Genomic DNA, 14199 nt, shown 5'->3' on the forward strand with positions numbered 1-14199 from the left:
CCCTTTATTCATTCTCATTTAGCTTTAACTCAAAGGAAAACAATGCGTAAAACACTATTTAAATGGCACAGTGCAATGGCATTAATCGCGATACTGCCGCTCGCCGTTATGTCAATCACGGGTAGCATGTTGGTGTTTAAATTCGAGATAGACAGCCTATTACTTCCAAAGCAAGCAACATTGACTTATCAGGACCAAGGCGTCCAACGTCAGCCCATGAAGGTGCTCGTTAATTATGTCGCAGACACCCATCCAAATTATGAAATTGGTAGCTGGGAAATATTCGATGATGGCTACGAAGCTGATAGAGTCTATTTATTAAAGCATGGCACAGACACATGGTTTAAAACGTATCTAGATCCTTACGCGGGAAAAATGCTAAGCGAGCCTGTGGGTATTCACAGCGACTTTACCGATTTTATTCTTCACCTACATTACACCTTACTACTCGATGATGTGAGTAAAACCTTTCCACACATGGGTGTCGTTATCGGTTTAGCTGTGGCTATACTTTTTACCCTGCTCGGTGTTTCCGGTTTAGTGATATATCGGCGCTTTTGGCGGCGATTCTTTAGCTTTAGGCGACAAGCTCCTCAGCTCGTCATGATGAGCGACTTGCATAAGGTAATTGGCATTTGGAGTGCGCCAGTATTGCTCGCGCTCGGTATTACTGGCGTTTACTTTAATGCAGTGGAGTATTACCACGAGGCTTTTGAACACCAAGAAGATGAGCACCATATTGTCAGCCACGCAATGTTTAATCACTCATTAGATTTTGATGCCATGATGACCCAAAGCCATCGTGCGGTTAACGGACTTAAACCAACCTACTGGCTATTTCCATTTGAGCCAGAGCAAACCAACATTACCATTTTTGGTAGCGTCGCCGATGCCAACCCGTTCATTAGTAACTATGCAGCAACGGTTAGTTTTGACGCGCAGTCTGGTATACAAACCTTTGCCTACGATATTCGAACGGCCTCTACTGTAGACAGGGTAATCGACAGTTTTAGAAAACTTCACTTTGGCCACTTTGCAGGGCTTACCAGTAAAATAATTTGGTGCATTATGGGACTCGCCCCCGTATTGCTTGGCTTTACTGGGTTATATTTATGGTGGCAAAGAAAGCGTAAGAAACTCAAGAGTAAGAAAAACCGGCAACTCGCCCTAAGCTGACGGTTCAAGTTTCAATCCAGATCCGTTATTGTCGTTATTATCAGCAAATAACGAGCAATCACTATGAAACAACTTGGGCTAATTGGTGGTATGAGTTGGGAGTCAACACAAAGCTACTACCAGCTTATCAATCAAACCGTTAAAGCAAAGCTTGGCGGACTACACAGTGCTAAGCTTTGCTTGTATAGCGTCGACTTTGCCGAAATTGCAGAGCTTCAAGCAGCTGGTGATTGGCAGAAAATGACGACCATTTTGGCAGGTGCTGCTACTTCATTGAAGCTTGCCGGCTCAGATGCCATTGTGATCTGTACCAACACCATGCATAAAATTTCAGATGAAATTAGCGCAGCGTCAGGATTGCCTGTACTGCATATTGCCGACGCAACCGCGAAGCGACTTAAAAATGACGGCATAAAACGCATTGCGCTGTTAGGTACGAGATTTACGATGCAGCAAGACTTTTATAAAGCACGATTACAAGATCTTCACGGCATTGAGGTCATAACACCTGATGGGGACCAACAAGCTTTAGTTCACCACATAATTTATGACGAATTATGTCGCGGTGAAGTCAACGCGAGCTCAAGGCAAACTTATCTAGACATCATCGATGCACTCTATCAACAAGGGGCTGAAGGGGTTATTTTAGGTTGCACAGAAATCGGTTTGCTCGTTCAACAAGTGCATACTCAAGTCCCTCTTTATGACACGACCAAACTTCATGCCGAAGCCGTTGTAGAGTGGTCACTCGGGGCTACATCTTGCTTTATTCATGAGTAATATCAAATTTTGTTGTAATTAAAAAATAACAACGAAATCGCTATTGTCGCGATTACTTGGCTACTATAGAATTAAATCTCACTTATTCTAATTAAATCAGGGATGTATTATGACCCAATACGACGAATATAAAGTTATCCATGTAGTTGAAGGTGGCTGCGGCACACTGTTACTTGGCTCAAGTGGATTACCGTTAAAAAAACTTGAAGCAACTTTAAACATGGAAGCGCAAGATGGCTGGCAGCTTGTTTTCCAAGTTATCGAAAACAAACGTTTTCTGCTATTTTGGAGCCGTGAAGCCGTGATCTTAACACTTGGTCGTAAACGTGCTTAAACGCTTTGCTCTGTCTGCCATTCGCCGCTATCAAGCGAATGGTGGAGCAAAAACCCACTTCAATATAAGTTGTAACTTTACGCCGTCATGCTCTGAATATACCTATCAAGCAATCGAAAAATACGGCTTCTTTAAAGGCGTGCGTATCGGCTTTTGTCGTATCAAGCGCTGTAATGACCCAGATTGTATTGAAGTAAAGTCAGACCCCCTACCGTGACCAATCCTAGGAGTTTGCATGGACGAAATAGCATTAAGAGAACAAGAAGAGTCGTTAAGAAACCAAGTTGCTCAGCTAAGTCCTGAAGCGCGCAAGCAGTACTACCAACTTGAAGAACAGCTAGTAAAAGATCCTGATACTTACGCCGTACTCAATTACTTTTTTGCCGCAGGTTTACATCACTTTTATCTGGGTAAAACAGCACGAGGTGTAATTAACCTCACCTTAATGCTATTGGGGCTTGTATTTATTCTCTTTTATGGCTGGGTTCTGCTAATTTTAGTGTGTTTAATTGAGCTACCTCAGTTATTTAACAGCCAAAAAATAGTGAGAAAATACAACATCGATGTAATGCGAGAAGTACTAGATGAGCTCAAAGATACACAACAGAGTCAAACAATCTAAAGAAACGCAGTGGCTTTGGATTATAGCGGCCACAGTAGTGGTCGTTTTATTTAGTGGTTATCAGTTTTATACCAAAGGCGTGCCGTACTTCGCTGAAGAGATCTCGGCCTCATTGCCCAAACAAATCTACCAAATCATCGACGAAGGAAGCCTAAACGAGCTAGATAACTCGGAATTCTCGGAGTCAAAGCTAAGTGAAATCAAACAGCAAGAGACTCGCGCTTTATTTGTCTCACTGCTTGGCACCAATGCATCGAGTGAACGTGAATTTAAACTTGAATTTAGGCAGTGGAAAGATAAAGCCAACGCCATGGCATTGGCCGATGGTAGCATTGTGATCACCGATAACATGGTCGAACTGGCATCTACTCAGCAAGAGCTTAGCGCAGTATTACTCCACGAGATTGGTCATGTCGAGCATAATCACGTCATGGAATCTCTTGTGAGCTCGTCCATCGTATTTGTCAGTTTGAGTGTCGTATTGGGTGACATCTCTGCGCTCTCAGATCTTATGATGCAGGGCGCAATGTTAGGTATCAACCAAAATTACTCTCAGCAAGCTGAACTCGAGGCTGATTTGTACGCGCATAACAAGCTAATGGCGCTGTATGGTAATAGTGACGCAATGATCTCTATATTCGAAAAACTCGCCAAGGAAAGCGATGAACAGCATAGTTGGTTAAGCACACACCCAAGTTTTGAGCAACGCATCGAGCAGCTCAAACAAAACCCGTGATCCTTAAAGGTTAAAATGGGTGTCTTATTAAATTCTGCTCAGTAGAAACTTTAAAAACAGCTTTTAAAAAGAAGCTTTTAAAAAGACACCCACCTATTTAACCTGAGGTTTGGATAAGGAATGTTCCAACTCATTGTTGCTAAAGCACAACTTAGTTTTTTCCTTGTCTAGCCAGAGAGTTTTAGGGAAAACACCGCTTCCGCGTCCTGCTCTCGCTAAGGTACCTACATCCTGTAGGCAAGGCGAATTTACGCGCCAATAGCTGGCTATTGGAAGTGAATTCAACGCAGTTAGCACTAAAACTGGCTGCTAGAAAGGCATTAATTATCCACAGCTCAGGTTATTTAGTATTTCATTTGTTAAATTGGCTAAGGCAATCTACTCTTAAGATACATTCAAAGGATTGAAGGTATCTAATATGGCCACTGCACGCTGCCGACAAATTTGTCTATCAGAAACCAAATATTATCACTGTATTTCTCGCTGTGTTAGGCAAGCCTACCTTTGCGGTCAGGATATAGCCACTGGGCGTTCTTACGAGCATCGCAGAGATTGGGTCGAAGAAAAGCTACTCGCCCTTAAAAAAACGTTTTGCATTGATGTCTGTGCATATGCGGTTATGAATAACCACACTCATATAGTTCTGCACGTTGATATTCAAAAAGCCAAACGTCTAACTGACAAAGCTATTATCATTCGCTGGCACAAGCAGTTTAAAGGCAATTGGCTCACACATAAGTTTATTCGTAATGAGCCATTATCAGATGCGGAAAGATCAATACTTGATAACACTATCAATATATATCGATCACGCATAACCTGTATAAGCTGGTTTATGAGAACTCTTAATGAGTATATTGCACGACGAGCAAATCGAGAAGACCAATGCACAGGTCGGTTTTGGGAAGGGCGCTTCAAATCACAAGCACTACTTGATGAAGCTGCACTTGCTGCGTGCATGGCTTATGTTGATCTAAATCCCATTCGCGCTAACCTAGCTAAGCTACCTGAAGAATCTAAATACACGAGTGTAAAAAAGCGTATTGAATTAGCCAAACAAGGTAAGCAACCTCGCTCACTATTCCGATTTGCTGGCAATCCGAGAAAGCATATGCCTAAAGGTATACCGCTTGAGCTGTCATCATATCTCGAACTGGTCGAACTCACAGGGCGTTGCATAAGAAGTGACAAAATAGGTTGCATTATAAACAAACAACCGATTTTAGACAGGTTAAATCTAACCTCTAAGAACTGGATAACCCTGACAACACAATTTAGTACTGTGATCCATGGAGCTGCAGGTAGCTCAGCAGCAAAGCAAAAATATTGTGATTCACTCTCAATTCAACGGCGTTCGAATATCTCCAATTGTTTAGCACTTTTTGGTTAATCATCAAATTAATTAATAATTGAGAGCCTAGACCAATTGCACCTTAGCGAGAAGCAATATAGCTTGCTTATTCATGCATCCATAATGCAGGCCAATCATAAACTTCAGAAATGGCTCTAGAGATTTCATGGATTAATTGAAAGCCATTGTCTGAGTTTGTCATAACGACAAAACCTCGGCCAACACTAGCAAAAGACACAGCATAGCAAGTATACCCGGCATTCCCACCACTATGTCTAAATCTATAAGCGTTACCTTCTCCATCGAGTCCTATTCCTGTACCACCAGCACCGGGAACTCTAGTAAGCATGACTTTCGCAAGATGTGGAGATAATAAGCTTTCTTCATCACCACGATAGGACTTACCTAGAGCAATCATAAATAATGCTAAATCAGAAGGAGTACTCCATAACCCCGCAGCTGCCTTTTCAGGATATAGACGATAACCTCCAGCGATCATATTTGCTTGTAAATCATGACCTTTAGCAACTCTATATTGAGGCAGATTCAGCGACGCTAACTTAAAAGAGCTGTTATTCATGTTTAGGGGCTTTAATACCTGCTTTTCCATTAACTCAGAGAATGACAGCCCACTACTATCTTCCATCAACAGTTGCAAAACTGTCATGCCACCACCTGAATAAAATTCAGACTTCCCAGGTGTTTGAAACACTCTAACTGATGGGGAATTACTCAACTCACTCCCTTGTAAAACCTGTACGAGCGAAGGAGTTTTTTGGTTTCTGCCATAACCAGCGAACCCTTGTACATTGAGCCCTGAGGTGTGACTCATAATTCGACTGGGTGTCACTTTATTTTCTTTAGTAAATTTATTATTGGGGACCTGCCAGCGTGTAAGCTTACTGTTTACATCTTCATGTAGTCCAAAACGACCTAGCTCTATCATCTTAAAAGCACCAAAGCTCGTTACAGCTTTAGAAATGGAAGCAGCCTGAAACAGCGTATCCGGCGTTACATTCACTTTTGAGTACTCATCTGTAACGCCGTAACCTTTCGACCAAAGAATATGATTATTATCAAAAACAGTAATGCTAACAGCAGGGACGCGGTATGTGCTCATTCTGGATTGAAGTGTACTCGCTGTTTCACTACTCACCCCGTTATCATTAATTTCGCGAATACTCTGCTCGAATACTCGTTGTTTATTTACATAATCTGGTGCTACAGCTTTCAACTTTTGTTCTGCACAGCTCGCCACAGTAACCAGAGCTGCCAGCAGTGTGATTTTCATGACTCTCATATATCGGCCTATTCAAACACTAAAATATTATTGTCGTATTGAGGCCGTAAAAAGTTTGCTTTGACGACAATTAAGTTTCAAACATCAAACTAACTGTAGCGCCTGTATTGTTGGCATATGCAGACACCCACTTTATCGTCACAGTTTAAAAATGGGTGTCTTTTTAACGTTCTCTCTCCGAGGAAAGCGACGAGCAACATAGTTGGATAAACACATACCCAAGTTTTGAGCAGCGCATTGAGCAGCTACGGCAAAAGCCGTGAATCATAAACAGGAATAGCATTAATGCACTGAAAAGTTGTTAAATAACTCCAGCTATTAACACTGACTGTTTCCTTATACCGTACAATCCCATTACATTTTTTAACTTGCAATCTATGTTTCTAAATTGGAGAATCTGTTTTTAAATGAATCACGGGTAAAAAATGAAACCATCCAAACTTTATCTACTACCTATAACAGTAGCCAGTATCAGCACATTTCTCACGGCCTGCACATCTGAAACAGAATCTGATCTGTTGAAAACAAACGCAATTAGTGCGGATATATCAATAAATTCAAATGGAGAAAGAGCCCGAATTGTGGCCGAGTTAAATGTTGGGGACTCGTTCGGCTCTAATGTAAATTTAAGCGAAGGCGATACACTAAGAGCGATCGTAAATGGTCAGACGATCCAATTGATTAAAGATACTGACATTCTAGATATTGATTACGAGGGCAGATCCTCTGTTGTAACTGGTAACAGCCTATATACTATCCAGTTAAATCGGAAGAAGGAAGAAAATGCTTCAGCGTCAGTTGAGCTTCCCTTAGGCTTCCTGATACTTACCCCCGAAGCAGAGAAAACTTTTCGATATGATGAAGATATTGAAATTCATATTGATGGAATAGACTTAGCGAGTGAGACATCTCTTATCGTTAACTATGCATGTTCAAATAATACGGGGGGGTTAGTGACAGGCTCTTTCTCAACACAGTTTGGAAGCTCGACAAGCAATACATTCAATGCAAAAAGCGCTGGCTTCATAGATCTAGAACAGATTTCAACTTCAAAACCATGTGAATTTGACATGGAAATTCAGAGAGTTAGAACAGGTCATTTTAACGGTGAACTTAAAGAAAATAGCTTGATTAGAGGTATCCAATCAAGAGTTATTAAAGATCTGAAATTTACTTTCTAGTTTACATAATTTTAAGTCGCTATACGTATTTCAAAAAAGGTGGAATAAGTCCACCTTGACCCAAAACCTGAGTTCATATTGGATAATAAACAGCCTTTCTTAACTTTTTAGTATCGCTACGCCACAGGCTTTTATAATCAGCGCTAATTTATCGTCTCCGATACACTTCACTTATCTTAAATTATTCCCTACAATGTGCGGCGGTTTCGAGTAGAGATTATTATGTGTAAGGGAATGTCAAAACTACTTATTATGATGACGATGTTGGTTGCCTTTGTTGGGCAAGCATTAGCATCACCCTTTTTTGTATCTGATGATGACATTATTATCACGCAATCAACCACACTTGAATCTCAAAACGAATACCAGCAAGGTGCAGATGATTGTTGTGACACAGATTGCTGCGAGAACGATTGCATTTGCCCAGAAAACACCTGTGCAACCTTTGCATACATTCCTGTAAACCCTATTGCCTCAGAACTCATTCGTTTTGGTGGTCCTGTACGATCGACTCCGACTCCAGATATTCATAGTATTGTGACCTCATTCTATCGGCCTCCTATTTTACCGCTTAGGCTACAGCCAAACTAAATTCTTACTAAAAATTTAATTTATATGCTGCGAAAGTTATACCAATTGACTTAATTAAGCGGTTTATTTTGAGGCGAAAAAATCTTGTCGATAACACAGCTACCGCGCCCTGCTATCGCCAAGGTATCTACACCCATGTGGGCAAGACGAAAATATTATTATTTAGTCGTTCTAAATAATAAGCCTTTAACGTAGCTCGTGTCAGGTTTTCTCCTCAATTTGAGCTGGTATTAAACTAATAAAAAACTTCACAGTGTTTTGCATTACTTGAGGTAAAACATGCTTAATCAATATTCAAAGGTGGCGCTGGCTATCTTACTTGGCCCGTCTGTATCTTATGCAGGAGAACACCAACATCATGACGAACATAACCAGAATAAAATAGAAAGAATTCAAGTAACCGCGTCACGACTTGGTCGGATCGTGAACGAATCGGCAACTAGAACTGAAATTATCAATAATGAAGAAATCCAAGAAAAAGCCTTAATGCGGCCCGGAAATATTTCTATGCTAGTTGCTGAAACTGGCGGTGTACGAGTACAAAATACCTCTCCGGCTTTAGGCAGTGCCAACATAAGATTGCAAAGCCTGTATGGTCGCTATACCCAGCTACTTAGTGATGGTTTGCCATTATATGGTGGACAAACTGCGTCAATTGGGTTGCTTCAAATCCCTCCAACCGACTTAGCCAATGTTGAAATTATCAAAGGATCAGCTTCTTCTTTGTATGGTGGGTCAGCCTTAGGCGGGGTGATTAATCTTATCTCTCGTACACCAGGGGATGAATTTGAAGGTGAAGTGCTACTCAATGCAACATCAAAAAGTGGTCAAGATATTACCTCCTATTTTGCAACCCCACTGACCCCAAGTACTCGTGCGTCAATTACTCTGGGACTTCATCATCAAGCTCAGCAAGATTTAGATGAGGATGGCTGGCTTGATATAGCAGGCTATGAGCGCGCGACCGTTCGCCCACGTTTTTATTGGGAAGATGAAGACGGTGCCAACCTTTATTGGACGTTTGGTGCGATGAAAGAAAATCGTGAAGGTGGTACGCAACAAACGGATACATTACCTACTGGCGAATCATTTCCTCAACACCAAGACTCATTAAGGTTAGATAGCGGTTTTATTTTCGACCAACCACTTAGTGAAGAAATAAACCTCAGTGTTCGTGGTTCAGCTATGCATCAGGAGCATGACCATGTTTATGGGCTGACTCAAGAAACAGATAACCATGAAAGTTACTTATTTGAATCTAGTGTATCGGGTTATCGTGAAGCTATTGCTTGGCTTGTTGGAATAGCCTATCAGTCTGACCGCTTTGAGTCTGATGACTTTTCAGAGTTTAACTATAACTATCAAGTACCTGGGTTATTTTCACAGATAGACTATGACACAGTAAAAGACGTTTCAATATCATTGAGCGCCAGAACCGATTGGCACAGTGAATACGGCACTCAGTTTAGTCCACGCGCATCCATTTTGTACAATCCAAACAGCTGGACAATTCGCGGATCCTACGGTCAAGGCTTCTTTGCGCCGACACCTTTTATTGAAGATATTGAAGACAGTGGCCTGTCTCGCCTTGAGCCTTTAAGTAACTTAAAGGAGGAACTGGCGACTACAGCGTCTATTGATCTCAGCTATATATTTGATGACATTGAAACAAGTGTCACCCTGTTTGCCTCGGATGTCGACAATGTCACTGAGCTTGAGATCATCGAAGCCCAAAGCCCGAATACAAATAACCACGTTCGATTAGTGAATAACCCAGGCCAGACCGAAATTCGTGGCGCAGAATTGCTCTTGCGATACCGCTGGCATGACATCAAAATAACTGGAAGCTATTTATATACTGACGCAACAAAACTTAGCGGATTAGGCACTGGCCGAACTCCCTTAACCCTAACACCAACACATTCTGCTGGTGCAGTAATTATGTGGGAAAAGCATGGCAGTCACCTACTAGGTTTTGAAGCTTATTATACTGGTACACAGCATCTCGAAAATAACCCTTACCGTGATAGAAGCGACGCTTACTGGCACTTAGGCTTACTTGGTCAAATCACTCTTGGTAACGTAAGTTACTTCTTAAATGCAGAGAACTTGCTCAATGTTCGGCAAACTAAAGAAGAGCCAATATTGCTAACCCAACAGGCTCCAAGTGGACGATGGACAACTGATATTTGGTCTCGTAACGACGGATTTACGGTCAATGCAGGGATCCGTATTAAATTTGGTCATTAATTATTTCTGAGCTTTGCTGAAACGATACAATTTCATGTTGGCATATGCAGACACCCACTCTAGCGTCACAGTTTAAAAATGGGTGTCTTTTTAACTTATCACCTAAAAAGATAAGTGGGTGTCTCTTTAGCCGTACTTTAGCGTAGAAAAGCGAAAACCAAAGTGGAGCGAGTCCACTTTGGTTTAAGATAAAACAGAACTAGCTAGTACTGCTCAGTAGCCCTTTTTTAGTCTTCTAGTATCGCTTTGTACAAAACGATATTTCTTTGCAAGTGCTCTTTCCTTGTCTCTCTTATCTTTTAGGCTGGCGTTGTTTCTTTGATGTTCACTTCTTAGTTTTATGAAGTTGTTGAAGCGCCTAACTTCAAGTTCGCCACTCTCTATCGCTTGCTGAACAGCACATCCGGGCTCATTTTGATGTGAGCAATCACTGAAGCGGCAAGCGCTTTCTAACAATTCAATTTCTGCAAATGTTTTACTGATCCCTTGTTGGCAATCGGCTAGTTGGATCTCCCTCATTCCTGGTGTGTCGAGCAACACTGAGCCATTGTCCATAAAATGTAACGAGCGAGAGGTTGTCGTGTGCCGCCCTTTTGCATCATCTTCACGGATTGAACCGGTGAGCTGCTCTTTACACTCTAACAGCGTGTTCACCAAGCTGGACTTACCCACACCTGATGAGCCTACAAATGACAACGTTTTGCCCGCGCTACACCAAGCTTTTAGGCACTCAACGGAGCTCGGCTCCAACGCATTTATCACTTCGACTGTCAAAAATGGATCCAACTCCTGAACGAGTTGTACTTGCTGTTGCCAACAATCGACCAAATCCTTCTTGGTCAAAACAACTATTGGCTCCACTTGAGCTTCGTTAGCCAGTGCTAAGTAACGTTCGATCCGGTTTAGATTAAAATCCTGATTTAGCGAGCAAACAATAAACAGGCTATCGATATTTGCAGCTATCAATTGCTCCGCGACTTTACTGCCCGCAGCTTTCCTTGAAATAACCGATTTGCGGGATAATAGCCTAATAAATTGATAATTTTCATCCAACAAAACCCAATCACCAACCGTCATACTAGGCAGTGATACATGAGTAGCTAAAGAAATTTGTCGTGATTGCAACTGGATTAAATAATTACTTCTGTGGTGCGCTATCACGCGGCCAAGATTTGATGATTCTAGTTCTGTTAGTGTCAGTTGCTGTTGAAAAAATGCTTGCCAACCAAGCTGTGTTGGCGAATAAGATGTATTCATTATAAAATCTCAAAAATGCAGAAAGACTGCAAAAATCAAGCAGGGTTAATGAATATCATTGACCCCGGATAAGCCCATTAGGCATCACACCGGGTAAAAGGAGTAAAAAATTTAGAAAAGACGAAAGTTAAAGTCTACTAATCACACCTAGCTACAACTTTTACCGGGTGGCTCAATAAAACAATCATCAAATTCTCCTTAAACTTTTTTTGAATACCACCGTAGAGTAGCACTGAAGATAAGCTAGGTAAACTACGTATTTTGCGATATCCGGACTAAGCCATTTGCAGTATGAAAAATGTTTTCAAACTAATAACACCTTCCAATTTAGCCGCATCGTAAAAGAAAACATCGTTTATTTAATCTTTTTTTAACACAACTCACCTAACATAGGTAAGACCCAGCCTTTGGAACTAAGTTTATAAATCAAACCAATCCAAAAGCAGTAAGCATAACAATTCTAAAGCTAGGTAAAAAGCCTGTATTTGATGTGGATTGTGGGTGCTAAGGTCTATAAAAACATACTTTCTAATATAAAAGGATTATTTCTATGAAATTTCATTCAATCGCCGCAGTAGTAAGCTTAGCGTTATGTAGTGCAACATTTACTGTTGGTGCTACTGAACAAGAAGAAAAAACCGCGACAATCGGTGAGCAGATTTTAGATAAAGTAAAAAGTAAATTACTATCGGGGTTTGGTTCACTTTTAGCTGATGCTGTATTTGGTTCTGGTGGACCACAATACGTTATGCTGAGCGAAGAGAGCCTGCAGGCAATACAAGAGCGCGTTAGAGAAGAAATTGTACGTGATGCGGAGTTCGACTTTCTTTCTGAGTTTAGAAGCGTTGAAGCAAGCTTAAAACACTATGGCGATACCGTAAAATACAATGGAGAAGACCCTGTATTACTTGGTGGATTATTACTAAAAGCTAACGATCTGATAAATCACCGAGCTTTAAATAGTAGCTACAATGATGACTTTTTCTACCTTGCAGACACCTATGCCTTAGCAGCATCGGTTGTAGTGGCAGTGTATACTGAGCGTTATTTGGCTGGCATGGTGCCAAAAACAACCGTCGTTACCGCAGCTAAAAATCTAGCGGATCAGTTAAGCATAATGCTGGCACAGAAAAAGCAGGCGGACTTGCCACTTAGAAGCGGCTGTGAAGCACCTGACCCTTATTCTCAAATCGTTGAATATAAATGCTGGCTTAAAGACCCGTATGGTAACTATTTAGCATCGTACGTGGTAGAGCCACAATATCCAGATGATGTTGAATACTGGAATCGCAAAAAATCCCAAGCTGAAACAGAATACAGGCAAACCAAATTTAACAAAATTCAGGCTGTTATTGATCAACTAAGAAGCCTATAAAAAGCCGATGGAGTAAGATGGTTTAGTTACCTCTAAACCATCTTACTTTTGTTATCAAAGGGTAACACATTGCCACTGATTACTTGTTTTACAACGCCAGCATTAAAATTTCTTTCGCCTTCGCTAAATCAATATCGCCGTGCTCACCTAGTGCCGTCATGCCGTTCTTTTCTAGATTAGCGATAACTTCTTGTACTGCTTTTTCGTCTAATTGATAATCCGCTAAACGGGTTTGCACCGCCATCGACTCAAAAAAGTCTTGAACTGCTTTTATTGTTTGGTCAATTTGCTGCGCTTCGTCTGCGGCTGTAATACCAAATACACGCTCACCAAGTTGCTTGATTTTCTCGGCTTTTTTGTCTCGTTGCACATACATCACCGCAGGTAATACAATCGCAAGCGTTTGCGCGTGGTCAAGGTTATACAATGCCGTTAGCTCGTGACCAATCATATGGGTTGACCAATCCTGTGGTACGCCTTGACCAATAAGGCCATTTAGCGCCATAGTTGCAGACCACATAACGTTTGCTCTTACATCATAATTGTTAGGCTCGCTTAATGCCTTTGGCCCTTCGCTGATAAGCGTTTGTAAAATACCTTCTGCAAATCTGTCTTGCAGTGGCGCATTTACTGAATAAGTTAAATACTGCTCAATCACGTGAACAAACGCATCCACTACCCCATTACTCACTTGGCGAGGCGGCAGTGAATAGGTGTATTCTGGGTCAAGTACCGCAAACTGCGGCTGCACAGTTGGTGACGAAAACGCACGCTTTTGCGAAGTTGCCTTTTTTGTAACCACTGAGTTGCCGTTACTCTCAGAGCCTGTAGCAGGTAAAGTGAGCACAGCACCAATCGGTAATGGATTGCTAAAGCTTGCGCCCTTTACCAAAATGTCCCAAGGCTCACCGTCAAAATTCACGGCTGCCGCCACAAACTTTGCGCCGTCGATAACGCTGCCGCCGCCAACCGCAAGAATAAAATTCACATTATTTTGCTTTGCCGTCGCGACCGCTTGCATTAGCGTTTCATATGTTGGGTTTGGCTCCACACCACCAAATTCCACAACCTCAACATCTGTCAATGCATTCATTGCTTGGTCGTATACACCATTATTTTTAATCGAGCCGCCGCCGTACAGTAGCAACACCTTTGCAGCCTCTGGTAATCGTGAGGTGATTTCACTCATTTGGCCTTTACCAAAAAGAATTTCGGTTTGATTTTTAAATACAAAATTAAGCATGCT

The 14199-nt window shown here is 41.6% G+C and carries 14 protein-coding genes; 11 read left to right on the plus strand and 3 right to left on the minus strand.

Annotation, left to right across the window (positions count from 1 at the left end):
• The first annotated feature begins 42 nt into the window (after positions 1 to 42).
• The 7 genes from DS891_RS08230 (at position 43) to DS891_RS08260 (ending at position 5038) form a co-directional block, all read left to right on the plus strand.
• Positions 43 to 1176, plus strand: coding sequence for a PepSY domain-containing protein (locus DS891_RS08230; RefSeq protein ID WP_174169482.1), 1134 nt, complete (start codon positions 43 to 45; stop codon positions 1174 to 1176).
• A 63-nt stretch (positions 1177 to 1239) separates the two neighbouring features.
• Positions 1240 to 1956 carry an aspartate/glutamate racemase family protein gene (locus DS891_RS08235; RefSeq protein ID WP_174169483.1) on the plus strand — a complete coding sequence of 239 codons (717 nt, stop codon included), beginning with the start codon at positions 1240 to 1242 and terminating at the stop codon, positions 1954 to 1956.
• Positions 1957 to 2065: 109 nt separating this feature from the next.
• Positions 2066 to 2290 carry a DUF4177 domain-containing protein gene (locus DS891_RS08240; protein ID WP_010603664.1) on the plus strand — a complete coding sequence of 75 codons (225 nt, stop codon included), beginning with the start codon at positions 2066 to 2068 and terminating at the stop codon, positions 2288 to 2290.
• On the plus strand, positions 2283 to 2507 hold the full coding sequence (yidD, locus tag DS891_RS08245; protein ID WP_095727766.1) for a membrane protein insertion efficiency factor YidD: 225 nt from the start codon (positions 2283 to 2285) through the stop codon (positions 2505 to 2507). The genes DS891_RS08240 and yidD overlap by 8 nt, the downstream gene beginning before the upstream one ends.
• 18 nt (positions 2508 to 2525) lie before the next feature.
• Complete coding sequence (locus DS891_RS08250) at positions 2526 to 2912, plus strand: TM2 domain-containing protein (RefSeq protein WP_174169484.1); 387 nt, start codon at positions 2526 to 2528, stop codon at positions 2910 to 2912.
• Positions 2875 to 3648, plus strand: coding sequence for a M48 family metallopeptidase (locus DS891_RS08255; RefSeq protein ID WP_010603667.1), 774 nt, complete (start codon positions 2875 to 2877; stop codon positions 3646 to 3648). Before DS891_RS08250 ends, DS891_RS08255 begins: the two co-directional genes overlap by 38 nt.
• A gap of 418 nt (positions 3649 to 4066) precedes the next feature.
• The gene (locus DS891_RS08260; protein ID WP_174169485.1) at positions 4067 to 5038 is read left to right on the plus strand and encodes a transposase; all 972 of its coding nucleotides are present in this window, start codon (positions 4067 to 4069) and stop codon (positions 5036 to 5038) included.
• A gap of 67 nt (positions 5039 to 5105) precedes the next feature.
• On the opposite strand, the gene DS891_RS08265 is transcribed toward DS891_RS08260, so the two are convergent.
• Positions 5106 to 6290, minus strand: a complete 1185-nt coding sequence (locus DS891_RS08265) for a serine hydrolase (RefSeq protein ID WP_233525270.1) — start codon at positions 6288 to 6290, stop codon at positions 5106 to 5108.
• A 434-nt stretch (positions 6291 to 6724) separates the two neighbouring features.
• Between DS891_RS08265 and DS891_RS08270 the strand changes: the two genes are divergently transcribed.
• The 3 genes from DS891_RS08270 to DS891_RS08280 all read left to right on the plus strand — a co-directional run bounded on the left by DS891_RS08270 (position 6725) and on the right by DS891_RS08280 (position 10321).
• Positions 6725 to 7480, plus strand: coding sequence for a hypothetical protein (locus tag DS891_RS08270; protein WP_174169486.1), 756 nt, complete (start codon positions 6725 to 6727; stop codon positions 7478 to 7480).
• Between the two features lie 234 nt (positions 7481 to 7714).
• Positions 7715 to 8071 carry a hypothetical protein gene (locus DS891_RS08275; RefSeq protein ID WP_174169487.1) on the plus strand — a complete coding sequence of 119 codons (357 nt, stop codon included), beginning with the start codon at positions 7715 to 7717 and terminating at the stop codon, positions 8069 to 8071.
• Between the two features lie 279 nt (positions 8072 to 8350).
• Positions 8351 to 10321 (plus strand): TonB-dependent siderophore receptor, encoded by a 1971-nt coding sequence (locus DS891_RS08280; protein ID WP_174169488.1) that lies wholly within the window; start codon positions 8351 to 8353, stop codon positions 10319 to 10321.
• Between the two features lie 213 nt (positions 10322 to 10534).
• On the opposite strand, the gene rsgA is transcribed toward DS891_RS08280, so the two are convergent.
• Entirely contained in the window at positions 10535 to 11578 is a 1044-nt protein-coding gene (rsgA, locus tag DS891_RS08285; protein WP_174169489.1) for a ribosome small subunit-dependent GTPase A, read from the minus strand.
• A gap of 550 nt (positions 11579 to 12128) precedes the next feature.
• Between rsgA and DS891_RS08290 the strand changes: the two genes are divergently transcribed.
• Positions 12129 to 12953 carry a hypothetical protein gene (locus DS891_RS08290; RefSeq protein WP_010603671.1) on the plus strand — a complete coding sequence of 275 codons (825 nt, stop codon included), beginning with the start codon at positions 12129 to 12131 and terminating at the stop codon, positions 12951 to 12953.
• An 88-nt stretch (positions 12954 to 13041) separates the two neighbouring features.
• Here the strand turns inward: DS891_RS08290 and DS891_RS08295 are convergent, their stop codons facing one another.
• A complete protein-coding gene (locus tag DS891_RS08295; protein WP_174169490.1) occupies positions 13042 to 14196 on the minus strand; it encodes an iron-containing alcohol dehydrogenase in 1155 nt (384 codons plus the stop codon).
• Positions 14197 to 14199 lie beyond the last annotated feature (3 nt).

This window comes from Pseudoalteromonas sp. JC28 (genome assembly GCF_013319255.1).
In the GTDB taxonomy this organism is placed as follows: Bacteria; Pseudomonadota; Gammaproteobacteria; order Enterobacterales; family Alteromonadaceae; genus Pseudoalteromonas.

Coding starts and splice junctions, on each gene's coding strand:
- DS891_RS08230 (WP_174169482.1), top strand. CDS start 43: ATGCGTAAAACACTATTTAAATGGCACAGTGCAATGGCATTAATCGCG.
- DS891_RS08235 (WP_174169483.1), top strand. CDS start 1,240: ATGAAACAACTTGGGCTAATTGGTGGTATGAGTTGGGAGTCAACACAA.
- DS891_RS08240 (WP_010603664.1), top strand. CDS start 2,066: ATGACCCAATACGACGAATATAAAGTTATCCATGTAGTTGAAGGTGGC.
- DS891_RS08250 (WP_174169484.1), top strand. CDS start 2,526: ATGGACGAAATAGCATTAAGAGAACAAGAAGAGTCGTTAAGAAACCAA.
- DS891_RS08255 (WP_010603667.1), top strand. CDS start 2,875: ATGAGCTCAAAGATACACAACAGAGTCAAACAATCTAAAGAAACGCAG.
- DS891_RS08260 (WP_174169485.1), top strand. CDS start 4,067: ATGGCCACTGCACGCTGCCGACAAATTTGTCTATCAGAAACCAAATAT.
- DS891_RS08265 (WP_233525270.1), bottom strand. CDS start 6,290: ATGAAAATCACACTGCTGGCAGCTCTGGTTACTGTGGCGAGCTGTGCA.
- DS891_RS08270 (WP_174169486.1), top strand. CDS start 6,725: ATGAAACCATCCAAACTTTATCTACTACCTATAACAGTAGCCAGTATC.
- DS891_RS08275 (WP_174169487.1), top strand. CDS start 7,715: ATGTCAAAACTACTTATTATGATGACGATGTTGGTTGCCTTTGTTGGG.
- DS891_RS08280 (WP_174169488.1), top strand. CDS start 8,351: ATGCTTAATCAATATTCAAAGGTGGCGCTGGCTATCTTACTTGGCCCG.
- rsgA (WP_174169489.1), bottom strand. CDS start 11,578: ATGAATACATCTTATTCGCCAACACAGCTTGGTTGGCAAGCATTTTTT.
- DS891_RS08290 (WP_010603671.1), top strand. CDS start 12,129: ATGAAATTTCATTCAATCGCCGCAGTAGTAAGCTTAGCGTTATGTAGT.
- DS891_RS08295 (WP_174169490.1), bottom strand. CDS start 14,196: ATGCTTAATTTTGTATTTAAAAATCAAACCGAAATTCTTTTTGGTAAA.